The following is a 22,797-nucleotide window of genomic DNA, read 5'->3' as shown; positions in this document are numbered from 1 at the left end:
GGCTGAACCCATGAACGATAGTCGTTTTGCCACGCGTTCGGAGTTGATCGGCATCCTGGTGCTCGCGGTCTTTCTGGTCGTGATCTTGCCGCTCTGCCTCGACGTCTTCCGCCTCAACTTGGTCGCTAAATATCTGACCTACGCCTTTGTGGCGCTGGGGCTCGTGATCTGCTGGGGCTACGGCGGCATCCTGAGCCTCGGGCAGGGCGTGTTCTTCGGCCTCGGCGGCTACTGCATGGCGATGTTCCTCAAGCTCGAGGCGTCGAGCGTCGAGAACACCAAGATCCAGTCGACGCCGGGCATCCCCGACTTCATGGACTGGAATCAGATCACCGCGCTGCCGTTCTTCTGGAAGCCGTTCCATAGCCTGACCTTCACCGTCGCGGCCGTGATCCTGGTGCCCGGGATATTCGCCCTGATCATTGGTGCCGCGATGTTCAAGCGCCGCGTCGGCGGCACCTACTTTGCGATCATCACGCAGGCGGTCGCCGCGATCTTGACCATCCTGATCGTGGGACAGCAGGGCTACACCGGTGGCATCAACGGCATGACCGACCTGCGCACGCTGAAGGGTTGGGACATCCGTCCCGACCACGCCAAGGTCGTGCTCTACTTCTTCGAGGTTGGCCTGCTGTTCGCCTGCATCTTCATCGCGCAGTTCGTCCGTCACTCGAAGCTCGGCCGCATTCTGGTGGCGATGCGTGATCAGGAAGACCGCGTTCGCTTCTCCGGCTACAGCGTCGCCAACTTCAAGATCTTCGCCTTCTGCATCGCCGCGGTGTTCGCTGCGATCGGCGGCGCGATGTTCGCGCTCAACGTCGGCTTCATGTCACCGTCCTTTGTCGGCATCGTGCCCTCGATCGAAATGGTGATCTACACCGCGGTCGGCGGCCGGATCTCGATCCTGGGCGCGGTCTACGGAACGATCCTCGTCAACTTCGCCAAGACCAGTCTCTCCGAGTCGTTCCCCGAGCTCTGGCTGTTCGGCCTCGGCGGCATGTTCATCGCCGTGGTGCTCGCATTCCCAAACGGCCTCGCCGGCATCTGGGGAGACTACGTCCAGCCGCGCATCAGCAGACTAATCGGCGCGCGCAAGCCGAAGGCCGGCTGGACCGACAATTCGGTCGCCGACGGCGCGCCGGCAGAGTGAGGAGGACAGCATGCTTGTCGGATACCAGCCAAAACCCTTCCTGCTCTCGGTCGAAGGTCTCACGGTCTCCTTCGACGGCTTCAAGGCGGTCAACGATCTCTCCTTCTATGTCGAGGAGAACGAAATCCGCGTCATCATCGGCCCCAACGGGGCCGGCAAGACCACCGTGCTCGACCTGATCTGCGGCAAGACCAAGGCCACCTCAGGCTCGATCGAATTCCGCGGCAAGGACCTGACCAAGCTGAAGGAGAATCAGATCGTCAAGGCCGGCGTCGGCCGCAAATTCCAGACGCCGTCGATCTACGACGACCTCACGGTGTTCGAGAATCTGGAGATCTCCTATCCGCGCGGCCGCACCGTGTTCGGCGCGCTGACCTTCACCCGTGATGCGGCGGTGCGCGACCGCGTCCACGAGGTCGCCGAGATGATCTTCCTGAAGGATCGCCTCAACATGAGCGCGGCGCTGCTCAGCCACGGCCAGAAGCAGTGGCTCGAGATCGGCATGCTGCTGATTCAGGATCCGGACTTGCTGATGCTCGACGAGCCCGTCGCCGGCATGAGCGTGTCCGAGCGCGCCAAGACCGCCGAGCTGCTTAACCGCATCATCAAGGACCGTTCGGTGCTGGTGATCGAGCACGACATGAAGTTCGTCGAGGACATCGCCCACAAGGTCACGGTGCTGCACCAGGGCCAGATCCTCTCCGAGGGCACGATGGAGAAGGTGAAGAACGATCCGAAGGTGATCGAAGTCTATCTCGGCCATTAAGGAGCGACATCAATGCTGGCAATCAATGATCTTCACGTCGCTTACGGCCAGAGTGAGGTGCTGCACGGCCTCAATGTGTCGGTCGCGCCCAACGAGATCGTCGCGATCATGGGCCGCAACGGCATGGGCAAGACCACGCTGATGAAGTCGCTGATGGGCATCGTGCCGACCAAGAGCGGCTCGGTGACCATGGACGGCGCCGAGCTCGGCTCGCTGCCGAGCTACGACCGCGTCGCCAAGGGGCTCGCCTATGTGCCGCAGGGCCGCATGATCTTCTCGACCATGACGGTGAAGGAGAACATCGAGACCGGTCTCGTCGTATCCGGCGGCTCTGAAGTGCCCGAGGACATCTACGAGCTGTTCCCGGCGCTGTTGGAGATGAAGGGCCGCCGCGGCGGCAATCTCTCCGGCGGGCAGCAGCAACAATTGGCAATCGCGCGTGCGCTCGCCACCAAACCGAAAGTGCTGCTGCTGGACGAGCCGACCGAGGGCATCCAGCCGTCGATCATCAAGGACATGGCGAAGACGTTGAAGCGCATCCGCGACGAGCGGGGACTGTCGATCGTCGTCTCCGAACAGGTCCTGAGCTTCGCGCTCGAAATCGCCGACCGCGTGCTCGTGATCGAGAACGGAGAGATCGTGCGTGACGATCCGCGCGACAGTGTCGATGCCGCGCAGATCTCGAAATTCCTGTCCGTCTAACCAGCAAAACGAAGGGGAGCATCTCGATGCCAGATACACTGATCAAGGTCGATCTCACGAAGTCGGCCTATGAAAACGACAAGATCCACAACCGCTGGCATCCAGAGGTTCCGATCGTCGAGTGGGTCAGCCCCGGCGACGACTTCATCATCGAGACCGTCGATTGGACCGGCGGCTTCATCAAGAACAACGACTCGGCCGACGACGTGCGCGACATCGACCTCTCGATCGTGCACTTCCTGTCCGGCCCGATTGGCGTCAAGGGCGCCGAGCCCGGCGATCTTCTCGTGGTCGACCTGCTCGACGTCGGTCCGCTGAAGGAAAGCCTGTGGGGCTTCAACGGCTTCTTCTCCAAGCAGAACGGTGGCGGCTTCCTTACGGATCATTTCCCGCTGGCGCAGAAGTCGATCTGGGACATCAAGGGCCTTTACACCTCGTCGCGTCATGTGCCCGGCGTCAACTTCGCCGGCCTGATCCACCCCGGCCTGATCGGCTGTCTGCCGGACGCCAAGATGCTGGCGGCCTGGAATGCGCGCGAAGCCGAGCTGATTGCGACGAACCCGACCCGAGTGCCGGGCTTGGCCAATCCGCCGTTTGCGCCGACCGCGCATGCCGGCCAGGCCAAGGGCGACGTCAAGGCCAAGATCGGTCTCGAGGGCGCCCGCACCGTGCCGCCGCGCGAGCATGGCGGCAATTGCGACATTAAGGATCTGTCGCGCGGCTCGAAGATCTACTTCCCGGTCTATGTGCCTGGCGGCGGCCTCTCGATGGGTGATCTGCATTTCAGCCAGGGCGACGGCGAGATCACGTTCTGCGGCGCGATCGAGATGGCCGGCTGGCTGCACATCAAGGTCGATATCATCAAGGATGGCGTCGCGAAATACGGCATCAAGAACCCCGTGTTCAAGCCGTCGCCGATCACGCCGAACTACAAGGACTATCTGATCTTCGAGGGCATCTCGGTCGACGAAGCCGGCAAGCAGCACTATCTCGACGTCCACATCGCCTATCGCCAGGCCTGCCTGAACGCGATCGAATATCTGAAGAAGTTCGGTTACTCCGGCGCCCAGGCCTATTCGATCCTCGGCACCGCGCCGTGCCAGGGCCACATCTCCGGCGTCGTCGACGTCCCCAATGCCTGCGCCACGCTGTGGCTGCCGACCGAGATCTTCGACTTCGACGTGATGCCGTCGTCGGCAGGTCCCGTGAAGCACATCACGGGCGACATCCAGATGCCGATCTCGCCGGACAAGTAGTCCCATTGCGAGATGGATGCGGGGCGCGGAGCCCCGCATCGGACCTGCAATAGCGAAGGGAGCGACGATGCCCGTCTACGAATATCTCTGCAATGATTGCGGCCCGTTCACCGACATGCGGCCGATGGCCGAATGCGATGATCCGCAGGACTGTCCGCGCTGCGAGACGGAATCGCCGCGCGTGATCCTGACCGCGCCGGCGTTCTTCTGCATGCCGTCGGACAAGCGCAAGGCGCACGCCACCAATGAGAAGAGCCGGCACGCGCCGAAGACGCTCGATCAGTACAAGGCCGCGCACGGCCCGGGCTGCGGCTGCTGTGGGACCGGCACCAAGAAGAAACCGGGGCGGCTGGTGACGAAGAGCAAGAGCGGCGCCGTCGGCTTCCCGACCGCGCGGCCCTGGATGATCAGCCACTGACGTTGCGGATTGAAAAATTCAAACCAGATCAGAAGGGCGTTTCAAATGCTTCACGGTGACATCTCTTCCAGCAATGACGTGGTCGGCGTTGCCGTCGTCAATTACAAGATGCCGCGGCTCCACACCAAGGCCGAGGTGCTCGACAACGCCCGCAAGATCGCCGACATGGTTGTCGGCATGAAGCTCGGTCTGCCCGGGATGGATCTTGTGATCTTTCCGGAATATTCGACCCACGGCATCATGTACGACTCCAAGGAGATGTACGAGACCGCCGCGCAGGTGCCGGGCGAGGAGACCGCGATCTTAGCCGAAGCCTGCCGCAAGGCGAAGGTGTGGGGCGTGTTCTCGCTGACCGGCGAGCGCCATGAGGAGCATCCGCACAAGGCGCCTTACAACACGCTGATCCTGATGAACGACAAGGGCGAGATCGTGCAGAAGTATCGCAAGATCATGCCCTGGGTGCCGATCGAGGGCTGGTATCCCGGCAATTGCACCTACGTCTCCGATGGACCAAAGGGCCTGAAAATCAGCCTGATCATCTGCGACGACGGCAATTACCCGGAGATTTGGCGCGACTGCGCGATGAAGGGCGCAGAACTGATCGTGCGCTGCCAGGGCTACATGTACCCTGCTAAGGAGCAGCAGGTGATGATCTCCAAGGCGATGGCCTGGGCCAATAACGTCTATGTTGCTGTCGCCAATGCCGCCGGCTTTGACGGCGTCTACTCCTATTTCGGTCATTCCGCGATCGTCGGCTTCGACGGCCGCACCTTGGGCGAGACCGGCGAGGAGGAATACGGCATCCAGTACGCAGGGCTGTCGAAGAGCCTGATCCGGGACGCGCGCCGCAACGGCCAGTCGCAGAACCATCTCTTCAAGCTGTTGCATCGCGGCTACACCGGCATGATCAATTCCGGCGAAGGCGTGCGCGGCGTCGCGGCCTGCCCTTATGATTTCTACAAGAACTGGATAGCCGATCCGGAAGGGGCGCGCGAGATGGTCGAGGCGATGACTCGTCCGACCGTCGGCACCGAAGAATGTCCGATCGACGGCATCCCGAACGAGAAGTCCGCGACGAACTACTAGATCATCTTGCGGTGGCCTCGGTTGAGAGACGTACCAGCATGGCGGCCGAGGTGCGCCTGCTGCGGTTCGGGACGCCGGATGTATCCGAGGTCAGAAATTTCCCATTGCTGCCGCCGGCGTCGCGCATCGCGGACCTTACAAGAACGGACCCGGCGAGATTAATGTTCCGATCGCGATTGATGGCATGGTGATCGAGCCGGGCGATCTCATCATCGGAGACGATGACAGACTGCTCTGCGTACCGTTTGACGATGTGGATGAGGTGCTAAAGGGAGCTACGGCAAAGTACGAGGCGGAGCAGAAGCAGATCGCGAATATAATGGCGCACGATTCCTCTTGGGTGGACAAGGCTCTGCGCGAGCTGAACTGCGACGATCTGGATTGAAGAGGTCGGCTTCGTGAGGCTGACCTTGCACTCCTGACGGTAGCAGTCGGAGTATGCTGGCACGAACTGTTCCCTGCGAAATGCTGCAACGAAGGTTTCTTTGCCTTGCGGGAGTTGACTCCCGTGCCAAACGGCTCTTGGCGCGCAAAGCGGCCGTTCGGTGTGAGCAGGACGTCCGGCAAAAGCCAATCGCGCTTTCACGAGTTCGCATTGAACGTTCAGTAAACCGATTTGCTAAACAAAGCTGCCCATCGAGACCAAGCCGAAGCGAGGCGAGTTGATGGCGGCTGGGGTCCGGGGCCCTCAAGTCTGCAACTCCCATAAAATCTTCCATTTTCCAGTGCAATGCAGCAGGTTCATTGCACGTCCGAGTACTGGCGAAGTTTTTCACCCGCTGTCAAAAGAAACCCGCTTGACGCCCTCTCGAATTTAGTACTACGTTTAGTACCACAAAAACGATAAACATCGCGCATCGAGCCGATGTGTGGGAGGAGCTTCAGTCATCCGGACTCGTTGTCCGGAGGCGGTAACGTCTCGCTCTTCATCATCGCTCATCAACTCGGTTTCAGGGGTCTTGGCGTCGTTCCGGCAAGGCACGCGCTGAGCGGGTTAGGTGCTTCAACGATAGAGAGGAAACGGATATGCCAAGATTGAAACGGCTAAGCGGTACAGTCGCATCCGCGGTCTTTGCGGCCGCCTCGCTCTGGGTGCTCGGCAGCAGTGAAGCCGTGGCTCAAAGCAAGCAGCTCACTCTGTGCTGGGCGGCATGGGATCCGGCCAACGCGCTGGTGGAATTGGGCAAGGACTTCACCAAGCAATCCGGCATCGAGATGAAATACGAGTTCGTCCCCTGGACGAGCTACGCGGATCGCTTCCTCAACGAGCTCAACTCCCACGGCAAGCTCTGCGACCTGATCATCGGCGACAGCCAGTGGATCGGCGGCGCCGCCGAGAACAAGTGGTACGTCAAGCTCAACGATTTCTTCGACAAGGAGAAGATATCGATGGACGACTTCGTCCCGGCGACGGTCGTGGGCTATTCGCAGTGGCCGAAGAACTCGCCGAACTATTGGGCGCTGCCTGCCATGGCCGATGCGGTCGGCTGGACCTATCGCAAGGACTGGTTCTCACGGCCTGACATCCAATCGGCGTTCAAGGCCAAGTACGGCCGCGACCTGGCGCCGCCGAAAACCTATGACGAACTCAAGCAGATCGCGGAGTTCTTCCAGGGCCGCGAGATCGACGGCAAGAAGGTCTACGGCGCCTACATCTTCACCGAGCGCGGCTCCGAAGGCATCACCATGGGCGTGACCAACGTGCTCTACAATTACGGCTTCAGCTACGAGAATCCGAAGAAGCCGTACCAGATGCAGGGCATCGTCAATTCGGCCGACGCGGCCAAGGGGCTCGAGTTCTACAAGGAGCTCTACAAGTGCTGCACGGCGCCGGGCCTGACCAACGCTTACATGCAGGAAGGGCTCGACGCCTTCAAATCCGGCCAGGTGGCGATGCAGATGAACTGGTTCGCCTTCTTCCCCGGCCTCTACAAGGATCCGAACGTCGGCGGCGACAAGATCGGCTTCTTCGTCAACCCGGCGGGCCCGAACGGTCACTTCACCCAGCTCGGCGGGCAGGGCATCTCGGTGGTCGCGACCTCCGACCGCAAGGACGACGCGCTCGCCTACATCAAGTGGTTCGCGCAGCCGGCCGTGCAGCAGAAGTGGTGGCAGCTCGGCGGCTACTCGGCCCTGAAGGCGGTCGTCGACGCGCCCGACTTCCCGAAGAGCGCGGCGTTCGCCCCGCAGTTCCTGGAGTCGATGGGCATCGTGAAGGACTTCTGGGCCGAGCCGTCATACGCCCAACTGCTGCTCGACATGCAGAAGCGGGTGCATGACCACGTCGTCGCCGACAAGGGCACGGCACAGCAGGCGCTTGATCTCCTGGTCAAGGACTGGACCAAGGTCTTCAAGGAGCAGGGCAAGCAGGTTGCGTCGCAATAGACGCAGGTCTCGCATCGACCGACCCGGTTTCCCCGGGGATCGGCCTCGGGGAAACCAAACCAGCCAGCCGACGGACAACATGACGACGATCCTTCAGCCTGATCATGCTACGATGGCCGCCGTGAGCGAGCCCGCCAAATCCCGCGCCGCCCGGCGAGTCCGCGGCCTGTCGGACCGGGCCATCGCCTGGCTGTTCGTCGCGCCGACGATCGCGCTGTTGCTGGCGATCAACATCTTTCCACTGGTCTGGATGATCCGGCTCTCCTTCACCAGCCTCAACCTCAGCATGTCGTATCTGCCGCTGCGGTTCGTCGGGCTCGACAATTTCAGCGATATCCTCACCGACGAGGACGTCTGGTTCCGGCTCCAGACCACGGCACAGTTCGTGATCTCTTCGGTGGCGTTGCAGGTGGTTATCGGGTTTGGTCTGGCGCTGCTCATCAACCGTCAGTTTCGCGGTCACAGCTTCTGGACCACGATCATCCTGTTGCCGATGATGCTGTCGCCTGCGGTCGTCGGTAACTTCTGGACGCTGCTGCTTCAGCCGCAGATCGGACCGTTCAACTATCTCATCGGCCTGTTCACGGGTGTGCCCCCGAGCTCGTTCAGCATGACCGGGCAGGTCTCGCTCGCGCCCTGGACCATCGTGCTCGTCGACACCTGGATGTGGGCCCCCTACGTCATGCTGATCTGCCTCGCCGGACTGCGCTCCATTCCCGACTACATTTATGAGGCGGCCGAAGTCGATCGTGCCTCGGCCTGGCGGCAATTCTGGTCGATCACGCTGCCGATGACGGTGCCGTTTCTGATGCTCGCGGTGCTGTTCCGCGCGATCGAGAACTTCAAGATGTTCGACATGGTCAATCTCCTGACCTCGGGCGGACCGGGGTCGACCACCGAGCTCGTGTCGATCACGCTGAAGCGCGCAGCCTTCGAGAAGTGGCGCACCGGCTATTCCTCCGCGCTCGCCATCATCCTGTTCGTGACCGTGTTCGGTGCCGCCAACATTTACGTCAAAGCGCTCAACAAGGTGAAGCAACGATGACCGCCGCTGTCGCCAAATCCACCGCCCACTCCATCGTCGAAGCCTCGCCGCGCGCAAAGGCGGTGGCCGGCAGCCTGGTCATCCTCTATGCGGTCATCACGATCCTGCCGCTCGTCTGGATCGTTGCCACGGCGTTCAAGTCTCAGAGCGACGCGATTGCCTATCCGCCCAAGGTGCTGTTCCAGCCGACGCTCGAGGGCTACGTGAACCTGTTCACCGTGCGCACCCGCCAGACGCCGGATTTCATCGCCAAGCTGCCGCCGCCGGAGACCTGGTACGACAAGCTCGTGCGCCAGCACGACATGGTGATTGCCGGACCGTCGAAGGTCGTGCCGCGCTTCGTCAATTCGCTGATCATCGGCTTCGGCTCGACATTCCTGGCGGTCTTTCTCGGCACGCTCGCCGCCTACGCTTTCTCGCGCTTCCGCATTCCGCTCGCCGATGATCTCCTGTTCTTCATCCTCTCGACGCGCATGATGCCGCCAGTCGCAGTCGCAATCCCGATCTACTTGATGTACCGGCAGCTCAATCTGACCGACACCAGGCTCGGCATGATCCTGCTCTACACTGCCGTCAACGTCTCGCTCGCGGTCTGGTTGCTCAAGGGATTCATCGACGAGATCCCGCGTGAGTACGAGGAAGCCGCCCTGGTCGACGGCTATACGCGGCTCCAGGCTCTGCGCAAGGTGGTGCTGCCGCAGGCCGTCACGGGAATCGCCGCGACCGCGATCTTCTGCCTGATCTTCTCGTGGAACGAATATGCCTTCGCGGTTCTCCTGACGAGCGGCGAGGCGCAGACCATGCCGCCCTTCATCCCCTTCATCATCGGCGAGGGCGGACAGGACTGGCCGGCGGTTGCTGCCGCGACCACGCTGTTCGTTGTCCCGATCGTCCTGTTCACCGTTCTGCTGCGCAAGCATCTGCTGCGCGGCATCACCTTCGGAGCTGTACGCAAATGAGCGGTTCTGCGATTGCCAATGGTGGATTGATGCGCTGGTTTCGGCGCGGTCCCTGGGAGACCGGAGCCACGATCCTGATCGGCGGCGGTATCGTGATGCTGGTGCAGCCCTTCTCGCTCGATCTCTACAGCTATTCGTTCGTGACGATCCTGGCCGGCACGCTCGGTTACGTCATCGTGAGCCATTTTCCGGAATAGGGCGGCAGAGATGGCACAGATCCGCGTTGAAAACCTGCGCAAATCGTTCGATCAGTTCATCGCCGTCGAAGGCTCGAACTTCACGATTCCTGACGGCACCTTCTTTGCGATGCTCGGCCCCTCCGGCTGCGGCAAGACGACGACGCTGCGCATGATTGCCGGCCTCGAGTTGCCGACCGAGGGCAAGATCCTGCTCGACGGCGAGGACGTGACCTTCGACCGTGCATCCGCCCGTGACATCGCGTTCGTGTTCCAGCTCTTCGCGCTCTATCCGCACATGAATGTTGCCGGAAACATAGGCTTTCCCCTGAAGTGCCAGGGCATGGGCCGGGGCGAGATTCGCCAGCGCGTCGAGGAGACCGCGCGGCTGCTGCGGATCGAGCATCTGTTGTCGAGCAAGACGTCGAAGCTTTCCGGCGGCGACCGGCAGCGCGTTGCGCTGGGACGCGCCATGGCGCGACGGCCGAAGGCCTTCCTGATGGACGAGCCGCTCGGTGCGCTCGATGCCGAGTTTCGTCATCTGATGTGCGGCGAGCTACGCGACCTGCACGATCGCGTCGGTGCAACCACGGTCTACGTCACGCATGACCAGATCGAGGCAATGTCGATGGCGGATCAGATCGCAGTCATGAACAAGGGGCGCGTCGAGCAGATCGGCTCGCCGCAGGAGATCTACGACCGTCCCGCGAGCATGTTCGTGGCCGATTTCATCGGCTCGCCGCCCATGAACTTCCTGCGCTTCGAGGGCGGCCTGCGATCCGGCGATTGGGCAATCAGCTTCCACGACACCAGGCTCGCGGTCCCCGAGATCCGCGAGGATCGCGCGAGTGCACCGCTGGCGCTCGGGATCCGCCCGGAGCACATCCGCTTCGCCGACGCGGCGCCGGTTCGCGGCGAGGTGTTCGGTGCGGAATATCTCGGCACCACTCAGATCGTGACCGTCGACACCGCGCATGGGCGCGTTGCCGCGCGGCTGCCTTCCAGCGCGCCGGTGCGGATCGGCGAGACGGTGGGGCTTGAATTCTGTTCCGAGCGACTGGCGCTGTTCGATGTCGGCAGCGGCCTTGCGATTCGGACCGCCAATGAGGGGGGCGCGCTCCATGGCTGACGTGGCCCTACGCAACATCAGCAAGCGCTTCGGCACGATCGAGGCGGTGTGCGAGCTCTCGCTGACGGTGAATGACGGCGAGTTCCTCGTCCTGCTTGGGCCGAGCGGCGCCGGCAAGACCACGACGCTGCGGCTGATCACCGGGCTCGAGAGCCCGGAGGCCGGCTCGGTCATGATTGACGGGCGCGACGTCACGCATGATCCGCCGGGATCGCGGGATATCGCGTTCGTCTTCCAGCAATACTCGCTGTATCCGCACCTCACGGTCTACGACAATCTCGCCTTTCCGCTGCGCTCTCCGGCGCGGCGCATGCCGGAGGCCGTCATCCGCAAGCGCGTCGAGCAGACGGCGGAGCTCTTGCATATCGCAAGCAAGCTGAACAACCGCGCGACCCGGCTGTCCGGCGGCGAGATGCAGCGGGTGGCGATCGGCCGCGCACTGGTGCGCGACCCCTCGATCTATCTGATGGACGAGCCGCTCTCGTCGCTGGATGCGAAGCTGCGCGCCGAGCTTCGTCTCGAGCTCAAGCGGATCCAGCTCGAGCTTGGCGCGACCATTCTCTACGTGACCCACGATCAGGTCGAGGCCATGACGATGGCGTCGCGGATCGGTGTGATCAGGGATGGCCGGCTTCTCCAGCTCGGCACCCCGCGGGAGATCTACGAAAGTCCCTCCAGCAGCTATGTCGCCTCGCGTCTCGGCACGCCCCAGATCAACTTCCTTCCCGCGGCTCTGTTGTCCGACGTGCCGGTGCCACTCGGAACGGAGACCGTCGGCATCCGCACCGAGCATCTCCGACTCGCCGCACGCAACGGTGGGTCGATGGTCGGCCGCGTCCACCGTGTCGAGCACCTCGGCGAGCAGAATCATGTTCACCTGGACTATAAGGGGGAGACCCTGGTGACGCTTGCGGACCCGCATCAGCCGCTTCAGGCCGGTCAGGAGGTCGAACTGCACCTGGTGCATCCGCTCTATTTCGATCGCGCGGGGCAACGTATCCCTGCGATGGTTCACTAGAGGATCCAACCCGATGTCGCTGCAACCCGAGACATTCAAGTCGCTGGTCAAGGTGGCCGCCGAGCAGGTCATCGCCAGCGCGCCGGAGCTCACGAGCCTGGATCAGGCGATCGGCGATGGCGACCACGGAACCAATATGAAGCGCGGCTTCGAAGCCGTGCTGGGCAAGCTCGACGTCATCTCTGCGCAACCCTTTGACGAGGCCCTGAAGACGATCGGCAAGACCCTGGTGATGACGGTCGGCGGTGCCTCCGGGCCGCTCTACGGCAGCTTCTTTCTCGCCGCGGGCGAGGCGCTCTCGCACGACAAGCAGTTGCCCGCGGATCTCGCTGACGTTTTTGGCAGCGGCGTGAACGCCGTCAGCGCGCGCGGCCGCTCGCAGGCCGGCGAGAAGACCATGCTCGACGTGCTTGTTCCCGTGTTGGAGACGCTGAAGACGGCTGCCGGCCAGCCGGACCTGATCGCGCGGGTCCGAACCACCGCCGCCGAGGCGGTCGAGCGGACCGCGCCGATGCAGGCCACCAAGGGACGGGCGTCGTTTCTCGGACCGCGCAGCATCGGACATGTCGATCCCGGCGCACGTTCGAGCTGTGTTCTCGTGCAGGCGGTATGCGCGAGCCTGGAGGGAAAGCAATGAGCGAAACCGTGGGGATCGTGATCGTCTCGCATTCGAAGGACATCGCCAAGGGCACGGCCGACATGGTCCGGCAGATGGTCGGCAGCGAGGTCAGGGTAGCATTCTGCGGCGGCAATCCCGACGGCGGGCTCGGCACGAGCGTGTCCCTGATAATCGACGCCATCAACGATGCCTGGTCGGCGAAGGGCGTCGCGATTCTCGTCGATCTCGGCGGCGCCGAAACAAACAGTGAGATGGCGGTCGAAATGCTGGAGCCTGCACGGCGCGATCTCGTTGTCGTATGCAACGCGCCGATCGTTGAAGGCGCCGTCATGGCCGCGACCGAGGCGGCGGGTGGCAGCTCACTGGCCCAGGTGAAGGCTGTGGCCGAGGAACTCTCTGCCGGCTGACGGGCCGGCGAAGCGATAATGGAAGATGAGCATGCTGGACAAAGCGGACGGACAGATTTTTACCGGCAATGTGCAGTTGGTGCACGCGGTGGGCATGCATGCGCGCCCGGCTGTCAAGCTGACCAAGCTGGCCAAGAAGTTCCAGGCCCAGATTTCCGTTCGAGTTGAAGGCGCGGCCGAGTGGATCAATGCCAAGAGCGTGGTCAAGATCATGGCGATGCGCGCAGGCTGCGGCAGCAGGATCGAGATCAAGGCCTCCGGCAGTGACGCGGAGGCCGCGGTCGCGGCGCTGGTCGATTTGATCGCAACCGACTTTCCGGATGAGGCGCCGTAGCATGCAGGGAGGCGCGACAGGACTGGCGTACCGTGGCAGGACCGCCTCGATCGGCTTTGCCCATGGTCCGTTCGTCCGTGTCGGTGCGGACGCAGGCGGCGAGCGGGTCGCAGGCTCACTGGTCGAGGAAGCGCTCGCGCTTCGCAAGGCGATCGACGCGGCAAGTGGTCAGATCGCGGAACTCGCCGCGATCGCCGGCGGTGAAGCCGCACAGATTCTCGAATTCCAGGTCGCGCTGCTGGAGGACGAGGATTTCATCGAAGCGATCTTCGTGTCGATCGGTGAGGGGAATCCCGCGGACGTCGCATGGCGTTCGGCACTCGATGAGCAGATTGCGGATTACAATTCGGCAGAGGACGAATATCTGAAGGCTCGCTCGTCGGATCTTGCCGACCTACGCGACCGCGTAATCAACATTCTGCGGGGAGGCGAAGGCCAGGTCCTGAAAATTCCGAGCGGCGCCGTCGTCTGCGCCGACGATCTGCCGCCCTCGCGATTCCTTGAGATCGACTGGTCCGGTGGCGGCGGTCTGGCGCTCGTGCGCGGCAGCCCCACGAGCCACGTTGCCATGCTGGCGCGGGCACGGGCTATCCCCATGGTCGTGCAACTCGGCGCCGTTCCGGAGATCGGAGCCACGGCACTGCTCGACGGCGAGGGCGCAACGCTCGAGCTCGATCCCAATGCGGAGCAGGTCCGCCTGTTCGAGAAGCGGCGCGAAAGCCATCGCAAGAGCCGGGCGTCTGCGCGTGCAATCCTGCGACGGCCGACGGCTTCGTGGCGCGGCGAGCGGATCAAGCTGTTCATCAATATCGAGCGTGTCAACGATCTCGAGCACGCGGATGCACAATATGCTGACGGCATTGGCCTGATGCGCACCGAGTTCTTGCTGGCGGAACGCGGCGGCCTGCCCGATGAGGAGGCGCAGTTTCAGGCTTATGATGCGGTCTTGCGCTGGGCCGACCGGCGCCCGGTCACCATTCGCACCTTTGATGCGGGCGGCGACAAGCCGGTGCCTGGATTCACGCTGGACGGCGAAGCCAATCCCTTCCTGGGGGTTCGAGGCTTGCGGCTTTGCCTGGCCCGGCCCGAGATCTTTGCCGTCCAACTCCGCGCACTAGCGCGTGCCGCCGTGCGTGGAAACCTCAAAGTCATGTTCCCGATGGTCACAGCGGCGGACGAGCTCGAAGCAGGACGCAAGCTGTTCGCCGACGTCGTGCAGCGCTTGCAGGCGGACGGCGTTGCCGCGATGCTCCCCGAGCTGGGAATCATGGTTGAGGTCCCGGCGGCAGCCTTGGCAGTCACGAGCTTCAGGGCCTCCTTCTTCTCAATCGGTTCGAACGACCTCGCGCAATATGTCCTTGCCTGCGATCGTTCCAATGGAACTCTCGCTCCCTTGATGGATCCACTACATCCGGCCGTGCTCGAACTGATCGCACGGACCGCGGAGCACGGGCGGCGCGCCGGCATCAGCGTCAGCCTGTGCGGCGACATGGCGAGCGACCCGCGCTGCCTGCCTGCGCTTTTGAACTGTGGCCTGCGCGAGCTGTCGGTGAATGCGTCGGCGCTCGCGCAGATCAAGCAGACCATCGACCGCCTGAGCAGCGGAGGCGAGCTTGGCTGATATGGCAATCGATGAACCGGCCGAGGCCGGCGCTGTTGCGGTTTACAAGCGCATCTTCAAGGAGGTGCTCGAGAGCCGTCCGTCAGGAATGCGGCTTCGCCTCGCGCATGCCATGGGGAAGAATCGCAGTTTCGTCAGCCAGATCAGCAATCCGGCCTATCCGGTGCCGATCCCCGTACAGCATCTCAACACGATATTCGATGTCTGCCATTTTCCGCCGCAGGCGAAGGCTGCCTTTCTTCGCGCCTATGCACGCGCGCATCCGCGCCGCATTGGCCGGCTGACCGAAGGGGCGCATGAGCGGACCCTGACGCTGCACCTGCCGGACCTCGGTAGCACCAAGCGCAACGCCGAACTCGATGCGCTGCTCCAGGAATTCGCGCGGCGCCTGAGCGCCATCATCCGCGAAAAATAGGCGAGAGTCCCAAAGAGACGAAGCGGGGAGGAGACAATGAAAAAATTCATCAACTCGGTCGACGATGTTCTCGCGGAGAGCCTTGACGGGCTTGCGGCTGCGCATGCGGATATCCTCGCGCTCGGCGCGGAGCGGAAATTCGTGCGGCGCCGCGAGTTGAACCCGCGGAAGGTCGTGCTCGTGTCGGGCGGCGGTAGTGGGCACGAGCCGCTGCATGCAGGCTTCGTCGGCTATGGCATGCTCGACGCAGCCTGCCCGGGACAGGTTTTCACCTCGCCGACGCCGGACCAAATCGTCGAGGCAGCGCAGGCAGTTGCGGGAGAGGCGGGCGTGCTCTTCATCGTTAAGAACTATGCGGGAGACCGCATGAACTTCGAGATGGCGGCGGAGATCGCCGAGGGCCGCACCGCCACCATCGTAACGGACGACGACGTCGCGGTCGAAAACTCGACCCACAGCATCGGGCGCCGCGGCGTCGCCGGCACCTTGATCGTCGAGAAGATCGTCGGCGCGGCCGCCGAGAAGGGCGCCGACCTCGAGTGCTGCGTCGCGCTCGGTGAGCGCGTCAACGCGCGCACGCGCTCGATGGGAGTGGCGCTGACGAGTTGCACGGTTCCGGCGGCGGGCACCCCGACCTTTTCGCTTGGCGAGGACGAGATGGAGATGGGGGTCGGCATTCACGGCGAGCCGGGACGCCGCCGCGTCAAGCTGGGGCGGGCCGATGGGATCGCCTACGAGATGACCACGGCGATCGCGGAAGATCTCGGTGCGCGCGACGGGGCCGAGGCGCTCCTGCTCGTCAACGGATTTGGGAGCACGCCCACGATCGAGCTCTATCTGATGTACAATGCGGCGCGCCGGATGCTGGAGAAGCGGGGCTTGCGTATCGCTCGCTCGCTGGTCGGAAGCTTCGTCACCTCACTGGACATGGCCGGATGTTCGCTCACCGTGAGTTTGCTCGATGCCGAGACGACGGCGCTGTGGGACGACCCCGTACGCACGGCGGCGTTGAAATGGTAATTGGTGAGTGATCGCGGAATTCGCCCGGGGCGGAATGTCGGCTCGGGCGACGGCCCACGCGAAACCCCGGTCTTCTTTCCTCCCTGAAACTGGCCGTGTTTCGCGGGCACGGCAATCTTTAATCTGAGCTGTGCAGGGCTGACGCGCCGGCGTTGTGGCGCAATTCCAGTGCAGCCCGGCGAGCCGCTATTATGGCGGCGGTCACCTCATCTTCCTGGGCGCAGTCGAGGCCTATTCCTACAACAGGTACGCGTCGCTGCTGTTCGCGCGCGGCGCCGTTGGGAAATTCATCCGCGGTGACGGCAAATAGAGCAGCGCTATTTCCTCGCCATCTCGGCGCGGTACCAGTCGCCGATTTCGCTCGCGGTCATCAGGGCGACGCCATCCTGGTAGATGACATGGTCGAGCAGCGCTTCCAGATATTTGATCCTGTGTGGCACGCCGGTGATGTAAGGATGGACCGAGATCGCCATCACCCGTGCATTGTCGGCGCCTTCGAGATAAAGGCGGTCGAACTGATCGGTGCAGCGCTTCAAAAACTGCTCGGACGGCAAATGCTGTAGCGCATGGATGACAATATCGTTGGTCTCCACCGAATAGGGGATGGTGGTGATGGTGCCGTGGGCGTGGCGATATCCTGCGGCAGATCGTCGATCACCCAGTCCGCGACATATTCGATGCCGTTGAGTCGGAGCAGGTCGAGCGTTGCCTCGGTTTCGGTGAGGCCGGGGCTCTCCCACGAGCGCGGCGGCTTCCCGGCGAACTTGGCGATGGTGTCGACCGCGTGCTTGATCGCGTCAGCCTGGTTGTCGAGCTTGTGCATCGGTCCCTGTAGGAAGCCATGGCCCATGAACTCGAAGCCGGCTTCCAGCGCGGCGGAGGCGACGCGAGGGTAGGAGTTGCACACGTTGCCGTTGATGGCCAGCGTTACCGGGATGTTGCGCTCGGTGAGCGCCTTGAACTGGCGCCAGAAACCAGCGCGCATGCCGTATTCGTGCCATGACCAGTTCGGCACGTCGGGTAACAGCGGCTGCCCCATCGGTGGCGACAGCACAGTACGTGGCATGGCGTTTTCGATCCGCCATTCCTCGACGTTGAGGATGACCCAGACGGCGAGCCGCTTGCCGCCGGGCAGCTTGAGTTTCGGGCGGTCGACCTGCGCCAGATAGGGAATGCGGTCGGAGAGAGACATCGAACTCAACCTGCGGCGTCGCGGCTTCGGGCACAGGCAGCGTTGATGCGCGGCATGACTTGCTCGGCCATCAGAATCATTGAGCGGCGGCCGAGTTCGCGGTCGCGCCAGTCCTTGCCGGCGTAGAGGAGCGTGCCAAATGTGCCGACTTCTTCCTGGAAAGCCAGCAACTGGTCGGCCACGCTCTCCGGTGTGCCGTAGATGGTGAGTTTCTCGCAGATCGACTCCAGCGTCACCTCCTCGTCGGGCTGGTCGCGCCGGGTCTTGAACAGATCGATGCGGCCACCTCGCTTCAGCTTGGTGAAGAGCGAGCGGTAGTAATAGACATAAGGTCCGTTCGGATCGGTGGCATAGGCCTCGGCGGTAGCCACGTCCTTGGCGACGAATACGCTTTTGGCCACGCGCCAGTTGGCGGGAGCGGCCGGACGGCCGACGCGATCGCAGCCCTCGACATATTTCGGCCAGTGACTCTTCACCCAGGCTGGCATCAGGAAGTTGGCGGAAATCGGTTCCCAGCCGCGCGCAGCCGCCTCGGTGACGCCTTTGGAGAAGGGCGCGACGGCAGTGACTACTATAGGCGGATGCGGACGCTGCAGCGGCTTTGCGATAAAGCCCTGGCCGATGTCCTCGATCAGGGTTTTTTCGATCGAGATGTTCCAGTATTTGCCCGCAAGATTATAGGGTGGCTTGCCGTCCCAGATCGCCAGCACCTGGTTGATCGCCTCCAAAAACATCGCATTGCGATCGGCCTCGAGATTGCCAAACAGCTCGGCGTCCGACAGCAGGCCGCCTGGGCTGATGCCGAAGATCAGCCGGCCGTCGAGCATGTGATCGAGCATTGCGATGGAGGCCGCAATTGCAGCCGGATGGCTGTTCGGCATGTTGACCGTGCCGGTGCCGAGCTTGATCTGCTTGGTGGCGGCGGCAAGCCAGGCGATAAAAGCGATGCAGGAAGTGATGTTTTCGGCGCGGTCGGTGACGTGCTCGCCGACATAGGCTTCCGAAAATCCGAGCTCATCCGCCAGCAGGAAGGCTTCCCGGTCCTCCTTCAGGGATTGCCGCCAATCCTTTTCCAGGGGATGGATCGGCATTGTGAAGAACCCGAGTTTCATGATTTCTGCGCCTCCCGGATCATTCTTAGTTGGTGAGAGCGTGCGTCGGCAGATCGATCAGGGCAAGTCCGAAAGTCGAAAAGAACGCAAAATCAAGGAGCTTGACCTTTCAAAGGTCCCACCCTCTAATCCCTCAAAAGCAGAAAATCAGGAGCCGGGAGGGGCTTGCCTGAATGAAAGCCTCGGCTTTCGCCTACGCGCGCGCGACCAGCGTTGCTAATGCGCTGGAACTGCTTGCCGTGCATGGAGAGAAAGCGAGGGTGCTTTCGGGCGGGCAAAGCCTGATCCCGGCGATGAATCTGCGGCTGGTTGCGCCCGAAGTGATCGTCGATATCGGCGAACTCGCCGAATTGCGCGGGATCGCGGTCAAGGGCGAAACGCTTGTCATCGGCGCTCTGACCCGGCATGCCGATCTCCTGAAATCATCCGACATTGTGAAATGCGCGCCGCTGCTCGGGGCAGCTGTGGCGCACGTAGCGCACCCCGCGATTCGCAATCGGGGTACCATCGGCGGTAGCCTTGCGCAGGCCGATCCGGCATCCGAACTGCCCGCCTGCATGCTTGCGCTGGGTGCATCCATCGTTGCGCACGGCCCAGGCGGTGAGCGGCGGATTGCTGCAGAGGATTTTTTCACCGGAATTTACGAGACGCAGCTCGCACCGCAGGACTTGCTGGTCGCCATCGAATTGCCTGTCGCCCGTCACGGCTCGGCGCATTTCTTCCAGGAGTTTGCGCGGCGGCACGGCGACTATGCGATCGTCGGCCTTGCGGCGCAGGCAGTGCTGCAGGGCGATCGGTTCGCCGATCTCCGGCTCGGCTATTTCGCCGTCGGCGACAAGCCTGTTCTGGCAAAGGCTGCCGGCAAACTGACTGGCGTTAAAATCCTGCCAACGCTGCTGGCGGAGGCCTCCGACGTGCTCTCACATGAGCTTGATCCGCATGAGGATCAGCAGGCGACACCCGCAATGCGCCGGCACCTCGCAAGAGTGTTGCTGGCGCGGTGCGTCGCTTCGCTCCTGAACCGTCCCGATCTCGACATCGGAGGAAGTGCGTGACGGCTCCAGTGGCGATCTCGCTCACGGTCAACGGTGAACGCGTTGAAGCGCATGTCGTGCCGCGGCTCAACCTCGCGGATTTCTTACGCGAGCATCTAAAACTAACGGGCACGCATCTCGGATGTGAGCATGGCGTGTGCGGAGCCTGCACGGTGCGTGTCGGCGGCGAGATTGTGCGTTCCTGCCTGATGCTGGCGGTGCAGGTGAACGACGCCATGGTTGAGACGATCGAGGGCTTGTCCGATTCCGGCGAGATCGCCGATCTGCAGGCGGCGTTTCGTGACCGCAATGCGCTGCAATGCGGCTTCTGCACGCCGGGCATGCTGATGGCGGCGCAGGATCTGTTGCGTGAGAACCGAACGCCCACACGAGCGGAAATCCGCGAGCATCTCTCGGGAAATTACTGCCGCTGCACCGGTTATCAGGCCATCATCGACGCGATCGAGAATACCGCGCGGTCGCGGATGGAGCTGAAAGCATGAGCTCAATCCGCATCGATCCCGAAAGGTTGTCGGTGCTGGACCGGCCGAACTCCTATATCGGCAAGACGGTGCCGCGGCCGAATCTCGACCGGCTGCTGCAAGGCCGCGGCAGCTATATCAGCGACATGGAGCTGCCGCGAATGGCGCATGTCGTGTTCCTGCGCTCGCCGCATGCGCACGCGAAGATCGTGAGCATCGATGCCGCCGCTGCAAAGCAGATGCCGGGCGTGAGCGCGGTTGTCACGGGCAAGGAGCTTGCGGCTGTCATCACGCCCTGGGTCGGCGTGCTGTCGCATCTCAAGGGCCTCAAATCCGCGCCGCAATCGGCGATCGCAGTCGATCGGGTCTGCTGGCAGGGCGAGGCGGTGGCCGCCATTGTGGCGACGAGCCGTGCGGCGGCTGAGGATGCTGCGGAGCGTGTTGCGGTCGAGTATCAGGAACTCGAAGCCGCCACCGACATGCGCACAGCGCTCGACCCGGCGACGCCGGTTATTCATGCTTCGCTTGGTGACAATCTGGCGTTCGAACGCATCCACGATGCAGGCGCGGTGGATCAAGCCTTTGCCGGTTCCGATGCGGTGGTAGAGGCCGATTTCGTCTTCGGCCGCCACACCGGTGTGACGCTGGAGCCGCGTTCGGTCGTTGCCGACTGGAATGCGGCGGAAGCGCGGCTCACGATCTATCAGGGTACGCAGGCCCCTCACATGGTGCAGAACATCGCGGCACTGCATCTGGGTTTGCGGGAACAGCAGGTTCGCGTCGTCTGCAAGGATGTCGGCGGCTCCTTTGGCATCAAAGTGCACATCTATGCCGATGAGATGGCGACCTATGCGCTGGCAAAGCTGCTGCGTCGGCCAATGAAATTCGTCGCCGATCGCGTCGAGAGTTTCAATACCGACATTCACGCCCGCGACCATCGCTGCAAGGGAAAGATCGGCGTCACGCGCGACGGCACCATCACGGCGTTCGAGATCGACGATCTTACCGGCATCGGGCCCTATTCGATGTACCCGCGTACTAGCGCGATCGAGGCCAACCAGGTCGTCAACCTCGTCGGCGGCCCCTACACCAACAAGAACTACCGCGCACGGGCGCGGGTGGTGTTTCAGAACAAGAACGTGATGTGCCAGTACCGTGCGGTTGGCCATCCCATCGCCTGTTCGGTGACGGAGGGGCTGGTCGATCTCGCCGCCATGAAGATCGGTATGGATCCGGTGGAAATCCGCCGCCGCAATCTGATTGCTGACGACGCCTATCCCTGCGTCTCGCCGTCGGGGCTGCGGTTCGAACAATTGTCGCACCATGCGTCGCTGGCCAAGATCGTCGAGATGATGAATTATCGGGCACTGCGCGCCGAGCAGGCAAAGTTACGCAAAGGGGGCGTTCTTCGCGGCATTGGCATCGCAAGCTTTATCGAGGTGACCAACCCCAGCGCGGCGTTTTACGGCGTCGGCGGGGCCAGGATATCGTCACAGGACGGCGTGGCGGTGCGGCTGGATGCGCAAGGCTCGGTGATCTGCCAGACCAGCATCACCGAGCAAGGGCAGGGCTCGGAGTCGCTCACGGCGCAGATCGTAGGCAGCGTCCTCGGCGTTTCCATGGATCGCGTCCGCATCATCCTCGGTGATACCGACATGACGCCCTATGGCGGCGGCACCTGGGCTTCGCGCGGCGCCGGCATTGGCGGCGAGGCGGCGTTGCAGGCGACGAAGATTTTACGCAAGAATATCCTCGATGTTGCCGCTGTCATTCTGCAATCGACCCCGGCCGAACTCGATATCATCAACAATGCCGTGGTCAATGTCAGCGACGGTGCACCGCGCATCGAACTGAATGAGCTTGCGCGCATCGTCTATTTCCGTCCCGACACCCTGCCGCCGGGCATCCAGCCCGAACTGATGGCGACGAAGCACTTTGTGCCCCGGGAGTATCCTTTCGCCTTTACCAATGGCGTTCAGGCCGCCTGGGTCGAAGTCGATACCGACACCGGCTTTGTCAAGTTGCTCAAGCACTGGGTGGTCGAGGATTGCGGCACCATCATCAATCCACAGCTGGTCGATGAGCAGATCAGGGGCGGGGTGGTGCAGGGGCTTGGTGCGGCGCTTTTTGAAAAGTGCATCTATGACGACCGTGGACAGCTGACCAATGCCAACATGGCCGATTACCTGGTGCCAATGTCCGGCGAAATGCCCGACATCGACGTCGGCCACGTCGTCTCGCCGACGCGCGAGTCCGAGCTCGGCGCCAAGGGCGTGGGCGAGGCGGGTACCGCGGGGGCGGCGGCGGCCGTCACCAATGCGGTCAACGATGCGCTCAAACCGTTCGGGACAATAATTACCGAAATTCCCCTGACGCCGCGGGTTATCCTGACGGCCTTGGGGAAAATCTGACGAGGGACGCCCCCGGCAAAATCAAACACAATCGCACCAAACAGCAACTGTCTTAGGGAG

The 22,797-nt window shown here is 62.7% G+C and carries 22 protein-coding genes and 3 pseudogenes; 23 read left to right on the top strand and 2 right to left on the bottom strand.

The genetic code is table 11. The annotated features are described in order from the left end of the window. Positions 1–10: 10 nt before the first annotated feature. The 20 genes and pseudogenes from urtC to MTX21_RS15310 form a co-directional block, all read left to right on the top strand. The gene (urtC, locus tag MTX21_RS15405) at positions 11–1,150 is read left to right on the top strand and encodes an urea ABC transporter permease subunit UrtC (RefSeq protein ID WP_280965640.1); all 1,140 of its coding nucleotides are present in this window, start codon (positions 11–13) and stop codon (positions 1,148–1,150) included. Positions 1,151–1,160: 10 nt separating this feature from the next. After that, the gene (gene urtD / locus MTX21_RS15400) at positions 1,161–1,916 is read left to right on the top strand and encodes an urea ABC transporter ATP-binding protein UrtD (RefSeq protein WP_280965639.1); all 756 of its coding nucleotides are present in this window, start codon (positions 1,161–1,163) and stop codon (positions 1,914–1,916) included. A gap of 12 nt (positions 1,917–1,928) precedes the next feature. Next, a complete protein-coding gene (urtE, locus tag MTX21_RS15395; RefSeq protein WP_280965638.1) occupies positions 1,929–2,618 on the top strand; it encodes an urea ABC transporter ATP-binding subunit UrtE in 690 nt (229 codons plus the stop codon). Positions 2,619–2,644: 26 nt separating this feature from the next. Then, complete coding sequence (fmdA, locus tag MTX21_RS15390; RefSeq protein ID WP_280965637.1) at positions 2,645–3,874, top strand: formamidase; 1,230 nt, start codon at positions 2,645–2,647, stop codon at positions 3,872–3,874. A 67-nt stretch (positions 3,875–3,941) separates the two neighbouring features. Next, positions 3,942–4,292 carry a zinc ribbon domain-containing protein gene (locus tag MTX21_RS15385; RefSeq protein ID WP_280965636.1) on the top strand — a complete coding sequence of 117 codons (351 nt, stop codon included), beginning with the start codon at positions 3,942–3,944 and terminating at the stop codon, positions 4,290–4,292. A 45-nt stretch (positions 4,293–4,337) separates the two neighbouring features. After that, entirely contained in the window at positions 4,338–5,378 is a 1,041-nt protein-coding gene (locus tag MTX21_RS15380) for an aliphatic amidase (protein WP_280965635.1), read from the top strand. A 70-nt stretch (positions 5,379–5,448) separates the two neighbouring features. Next, positions 5,449–5,763: pseudogene (locus MTX21_RS15375) on the top strand (RraA family protein); the annotation flags it as partial. A 641-nt stretch (positions 5,764–6,404) separates the two neighbouring features. After that, positions 6,405–7,763 carry an extracellular solute-binding protein gene (locus MTX21_RS15370; RefSeq protein WP_280965633.1) on the top strand — a complete coding sequence of 453 codons (1,359 nt, stop codon included), beginning with the start codon at positions 6,405–6,407 and terminating at the stop codon, positions 7,761–7,763. 112 nt (positions 7,764–7,875) lie between these two features. Continuing rightward, positions 7,876–8,808: a sugar ABC transporter permease gene (locus MTX21_RS15365; protein ID WP_280971065.1), complete on the top strand. Its 933-nt coding sequence runs from the start codon at positions 7,876–7,878 to the stop codon at positions 8,806–8,808. Beyond that, positions 8,805–9,767, top strand: a complete 963-nt coding sequence (locus MTX21_RS15360; RefSeq protein WP_280965632.1) for a carbohydrate ABC transporter permease — start codon at positions 8,805–8,807, stop codon at positions 9,765–9,767. Before MTX21_RS15365 ends, MTX21_RS15360 begins: the two co-directional genes overlap by 4 nt. Next, positions 9,764–9,964, top strand: coding sequence for a hypothetical protein (locus MTX21_RS15355; RefSeq protein WP_280965631.1), 201 nt, complete (start codon positions 9,764–9,766; stop codon positions 9,962–9,964). Before MTX21_RS15360 ends, MTX21_RS15355 begins: the two co-directional genes overlap by 4 nt. Before the next feature lie 10 nt (positions 9,965–9,974). Beyond that, entirely contained in the window at positions 9,975–11,072 is a 1,098-nt protein-coding gene (locus tag MTX21_RS15350) for an ABC transporter ATP-binding protein (protein ID WP_280965630.1), read from the top strand. Further along, positions 11,065–12,090, top strand: coding sequence for an ABC transporter ATP-binding protein (locus tag MTX21_RS15345; RefSeq protein WP_280965629.1), 1,026 nt, complete (start codon positions 11,065–11,067; stop codon positions 12,088–12,090). The genes MTX21_RS15350 and MTX21_RS15345 overlap by 8 nt, the downstream gene beginning before the upstream one ends. Before the next feature lie 13 nt (positions 12,091–12,103). Beyond that, positions 12,104–12,727: a dihydroxyacetone kinase subunit DhaL gene (gene dhaL, locus MTX21_RS15340; protein ID WP_280965628.1), complete on the top strand. Its 624-nt coding sequence runs from the start codon at positions 12,104–12,106 to the stop codon at positions 12,725–12,727. Next, positions 12,724–13,116 (top strand): dihydroxyacetone kinase phosphoryl donor subunit DhaM, encoded by a 393-nt coding sequence (dhaM, locus tag MTX21_RS15335; protein WP_280965627.1) that lies wholly within the window; start codon positions 12,724–12,726, stop codon positions 13,114–13,116. The genes dhaL and dhaM overlap by 4 nt, the downstream gene beginning before the upstream one ends. A 31-nt stretch (positions 13,117–13,147) precedes the next feature. Continuing rightward, entirely contained in the window at positions 13,148–13,450 is a 303-nt protein-coding gene (locus tag MTX21_RS15330) for an HPr family phosphocarrier protein (protein WP_280965626.1), read from the top strand. Between the two features lies 1 nt (position 13,451). Beyond that, positions 13,452–15,071 (top strand): phosphoenolpyruvate--protein phosphotransferase, encoded by a 1,620-nt coding sequence (gene ptsP, locus MTX21_RS15325; RefSeq protein ID WP_280965625.1) that lies wholly within the window; start codon positions 13,452–13,454, stop codon positions 15,069–15,071. Position 15,072: 1 nt separating this feature from the next. Further along, positions 15,073–15,486, top strand: a complete 414-nt coding sequence (locus MTX21_RS15320; protein ID WP_280971064.1) for a hypothetical protein — start codon at positions 15,073–15,075, stop codon at positions 15,484–15,486. A gap of 36 nt (positions 15,487–15,522) precedes the next feature. Next, complete coding sequence (gene dhaK / locus MTX21_RS15315) at positions 15,523–16,506, top strand: dihydroxyacetone kinase subunit DhaK (RefSeq protein WP_280965624.1); 984 nt, start codon at positions 15,523–15,525, stop codon at positions 16,504–16,506. Positions 16,507–16,660: 154 nt separating this feature from the next. After that, positions 16,661–16,816: pseudogene (locus MTX21_RS15310) on the top strand (flavin reductase); the annotation flags it as partial. Positions 16,817–16,823: 7 nt separating this feature from the next. Here MTX21_RS15310 and MTX21_RS15305 read toward each other — a convergent pair. Together MTX21_RS15305 and MTX21_RS15300 are read right to left on the bottom strand one after the other, a co-directional pair. Beyond that, positions 16,824–17,698 (bottom strand): annotated as a pseudogene (locus MTX21_RS15305) (polysaccharide deacetylase family protein). A gap of 5 nt (positions 17,699–17,703) precedes the next feature. Continuing rightward, positions 17,704–18,810 carry an LLM class flavin-dependent oxidoreductase gene (locus tag MTX21_RS15300; protein WP_280965623.1) on the bottom strand — a complete coding sequence of 369 codons (1,107 nt, stop codon included), beginning with the start codon at positions 18,808–18,810 and terminating at the stop codon, positions 17,704–17,706. Between the two features lie 173 nt (positions 18,811–18,983). On the opposite strand from MTX21_RS15300, the gene MTX21_RS15295 reads away from it, so the two are divergent. Genes MTX21_RS15295 through MTX21_RS15285 form a run of 3 tightly spaced genes read left to right on the top strand, consistent with a single transcriptional unit; the run spans position 18,984 to position 22,737 of the window. Beyond that, positions 18,984–19,865 (top strand): xanthine dehydrogenase family protein subunit M, encoded by an 882-nt coding sequence (locus tag MTX21_RS15295; RefSeq protein ID WP_280965622.1) that lies wholly within the window; start codon positions 18,984–18,986, stop codon positions 19,863–19,865. Then, a complete protein-coding gene (locus MTX21_RS15290; protein WP_280965621.1) occupies positions 19,862–20,347 on the top strand; it encodes a (2Fe-2S)-binding protein in 486 nt (161 codons plus the stop codon). Before MTX21_RS15295 ends, MTX21_RS15290 begins: the two co-directional genes overlap by 4 nt. Further along, positions 20,344–22,737, top strand: coding sequence for a xanthine dehydrogenase family protein molybdopterin-binding subunit (locus MTX21_RS15285; RefSeq protein ID WP_280965620.1), 2,394 nt, complete (start codon positions 20,344–20,346; stop codon positions 22,735–22,737). Before MTX21_RS15290 ends, MTX21_RS15285 begins: the two co-directional genes overlap by 4 nt. The last annotated feature ends 60 nt before the right edge of the window (positions 22,738–22,797 follow it).

The sequence above is a fragment of the Bradyrhizobium sp. ISRA430 genome, from assembly GCF_029909975.1.
GTDB lineage: Bacteria > Pseudomonadota > Alphaproteobacteria > Rhizobiales > Xanthobacteraceae > Bradyrhizobium.
Note: the sequence above shows the minus strand (reverse complement) of the source record. Positions and strands in the feature narration are given on the sequence as shown.

Coding starts and splice junctions, on each gene's coding strand:
- urtC (WP_280965640.1), top strand. CDS start 11: ATGAACGATAGTCGTTTTGCCACGCGTTCGGAGTTGATCGGCATCCTG.
- urtD (WP_280965639.1), top strand. CDS start 1,161: ATGCTTGTCGGATACCAGCCAAAACCCTTCCTGCTCTCGGTCGAAGGT.
- urtE (WP_280965638.1), top strand. CDS start 1,929: ATGCTGGCAATCAATGATCTTCACGTCGCTTACGGCCAGAGTGAGGTG.
- fmdA (WP_280965637.1), top strand. CDS start 2,645: ATGCCAGATACACTGATCAAGGTCGATCTCACGAAGTCGGCCTATGAA.
- MTX21_RS15385 (WP_280965636.1), top strand. CDS start 3,942: ATGCCCGTCTACGAATATCTCTGCAATGATTGCGGCCCGTTCACCGAC.
- MTX21_RS15380 (WP_280965635.1), top strand. CDS start 4,338: ATGCTTCACGGTGACATCTCTTCCAGCAATGACGTGGTCGGCGTTGCC.
- MTX21_RS15370 (WP_280965633.1), top strand. CDS start 6,405: ATGCCAAGATTGAAACGGCTAAGCGGTACAGTCGCATCCGCGGTCTTT.
- MTX21_RS15365 (WP_280971065.1), top strand. CDS start 7,876: ATGGCCGCCGTGAGCGAGCCCGCCAAATCCCGCGCCGCCCGGCGAGTC.
- MTX21_RS15360 (WP_280965632.1), top strand. CDS start 8,805: ATGACCGCCGCTGTCGCCAAATCCACCGCCCACTCCATCGTCGAAGCC.
- MTX21_RS15355 (WP_280965631.1), top strand. CDS start 9,764: ATGAGCGGTTCTGCGATTGCCAATGGTGGATTGATGCGCTGGTTTCGG.
- MTX21_RS15350 (WP_280965630.1), top strand. CDS start 9,975: ATGGCACAGATCCGCGTTGAAAACCTGCGCAAATCGTTCGATCAGTTC.
- MTX21_RS15345 (WP_280965629.1), top strand. CDS start 11,065: ATGGCTGACGTGGCCCTACGCAACATCAGCAAGCGCTTCGGCACGATC.
- dhaL (WP_280965628.1), top strand. CDS start 12,104: ATGTCGCTGCAACCCGAGACATTCAAGTCGCTGGTCAAGGTGGCCGCC.
- dhaM (WP_280965627.1), top strand. CDS start 12,724: ATGAGCGAAACCGTGGGGATCGTGATCGTCTCGCATTCGAAGGACATC.
- MTX21_RS15330 (WP_280965626.1), top strand. CDS start 13,148: ATGCTGGACAAAGCGGACGGACAGATTTTTACCGGCAATGTGCAGTTG.
- ptsP (WP_280965625.1), top strand. CDS start 13,452: ATGCAGGGAGGCGCGACAGGACTGGCGTACCGTGGCAGGACCGCCTCG.
- MTX21_RS15320 (WP_280971064.1), top strand. CDS start 15,073: ATGGCAATCGATGAACCGGCCGAGGCCGGCGCTGTTGCGGTTTACAAG.
- dhaK (WP_280965624.1), top strand. CDS start 15,523: ATGAAAAAATTCATCAACTCGGTCGACGATGTTCTCGCGGAGAGCCTT.
- MTX21_RS15300 (WP_280965623.1), bottom strand. CDS start 18,810: ATGAAACTCGGGTTCTTCACAATGCCGATCCATCCCCTGGAAAAGGAT.
- MTX21_RS15295 (WP_280965622.1), top strand. CDS start 18,984: ATGAAAGCCTCGGCTTTCGCCTACGCGCGCGCGACCAGCGTTGCTAAT.
- MTX21_RS15285 (WP_280965620.1), top strand. CDS start 20,344: ATGAGCTCAATCCGCATCGATCCCGAAAGGTTGTCGGTGCTGGACCGG.